This window comes from Acetatifactor sp. (genome assembly GCF_982438285.1).
This window is the reverse complement of record NZ_CEWDFQ010000488.1, coordinates 1-1,753: the sequence shown is the minus strand read 5'-3', so window position 1 is coordinate 1,753 and position 1,753 is coordinate 1. Positions and strand designations below refer to the sequence as shown.

Sequence of the window (1,753 nt, the reverse complement as noted above, 5' to 3'; positions counted from 1 at the left end):
CGGCATGGTGATTATTATGGCGATTGTAAATGATGAACAGGTCATGAAAGTATTGCGGCAGTATAACCCGTGGTGGCGTACACCTTCTGCTATCAAGGAAGAAAGCAAGCCGCAAAAGAGACTGGCATATTACGAGGCTCTGAGAACACTCACACATAAGAGTATCCGAAGGTTTGCCGTTTTATCCGGCATGAGGCGCGTGGGCAAGACGACGATTCTGTATCAGATCATCGATCACCTTATTGACGAAGGCGTAAATCCCAGAAATATCCTGTACGCCACCTTTGATAATCCGATTCTGAAACTCGAGAGCGCGGAAAATCTGCTATCCATCTATGAAGCAATGTACCCTGCCGCCGGCACAAGGTACGTCTTCTTTGATGAAGTGCAGTACACCGAAAACTGGGAACTCTGGATGAAGGTGATTTACGACAGCCGGAAAGATATTCGGCTGATCGCCACGGGATCCGCCAGCCCTGTCTTAGAAAAGGGTTCCGCAGACAGCGGTACGGGACGGTGGAGCGTTCTTAAAATCCCTACCATGTCCTTTTATGAGTATTGCAGACTGATTGAGCTGGATTTGCCACTCCTGCCGGATGATCTACGCTTATCGGAACTGAAAAAAATGAGTCCGGCGCAGCTTGGCGATCTGATGAATAAATTCATCCCGCTGCAAAATCATTTTAACCGTTACCTTATGATCGGCGGTTTTCCGGAACTGGTGTTATCGGACGATGACGTCTACGCGCAGAGAATGCTGCGGGAAGATGTGGTGGATAAGGTGATCAAGCGGGATGTGCTGTCGCTCTTTAATATCCGAAGCCCGCTGTTGATGGAAAAACTGTTTCTCTATCTGTGCATGAACTCCACGGAAATTTTTAACGCAACGACGGCGGCGAAAGAACTGGAGAACACTTCTATCGCAACCATTGAAAGCTACATTAAGGCGCTGGAAATGTCCAATCTCATTTATCTGGCAAAGCCAATGGATGTGGGCAGCAAGGGCGCGCTAAAAGGAAAACCGAAAATTATTATTGCAGACGCGGCCGTCCGCAATGCGGTGCTGATGATCGATGATGTGCTTTCGGACGAAAAGGAACTGGGCGCAATGGTGGAAACCACCGTCTACAAGCATATGGTTTCCTTCTATCAGGGAAGTCCTGCAAGCCTTGGCTATTTCAGAAATGCGAGGGACAATCAGAAAGAAGTTGATGTGGTGGTAGAGCTTCCCCGTCAGAAGATTCTCTGCGAAGTGAAATACCGCAACAATTCCCACATTGCGGCAACGGATGCCATTGTTGAGCTGTGCCGGGACGAAAAATCAAAAGTCACAGACGCCTTTTTGATCACAAAACGGCTTGACGATTTTGGCATTGCCAAACACGAAACAATGGTGCCCATTCTGCGGATTCCTGCCATTGCTTTCCTCTATATCTTAGGAAAGACAGAAGCAGCGGGGCAAAACGGAAAACTGTAAAAATGACTTTGTTTTTGGGTGCGCAATAAACATAACACCCCAGTCATTATTAAATATCCCTTCTGGAGGATGACACAGCAGAATCCGCAGGCAGTGTACGCCTGCGTCAATCTGGGGGAAGCGTGGGCGCCGCGGGACATAAAAGCGTGATTTGTTTTGCTATGATGTATTGAGAAGTCTTTTCTTGGGAAACCTTTAGGAAAAGGGACAGGCCTATTGCCTTTTTGTCCCGAATAATATATAATAAACGGGACAAAAGGAGGCGATACGCATGGC

The 1,753-nt window shown here is 47.6% G+C and carries 1 protein-coding gene and 1 pseudogene; both read left to right on the top strand.

Annotation, left to right across the window (positions count from 1 at the left end; all coding sequences use genetic code 11):
• Window positions 1–1,477, top strand: a 1,477-nt coding sequence (locus tag AC1WIP_RS15550; RefSeq protein WP_481142680.1) for an ATP-binding protein, incomplete at its 5' end; no start/stop codon positions are given.
• Between the two features lie 33 nt (window positions 1,478–1,510).
• A pseudogene (locus tag AC1WIP_RS15545) lies at window positions 1,511–1,627 on the top strand (Sir2 silent information regulator family NAD-dependent deacetylase); the annotation flags it as partial.
• Window positions 1,628–1,753: the final 126 nt, after the last annotated feature.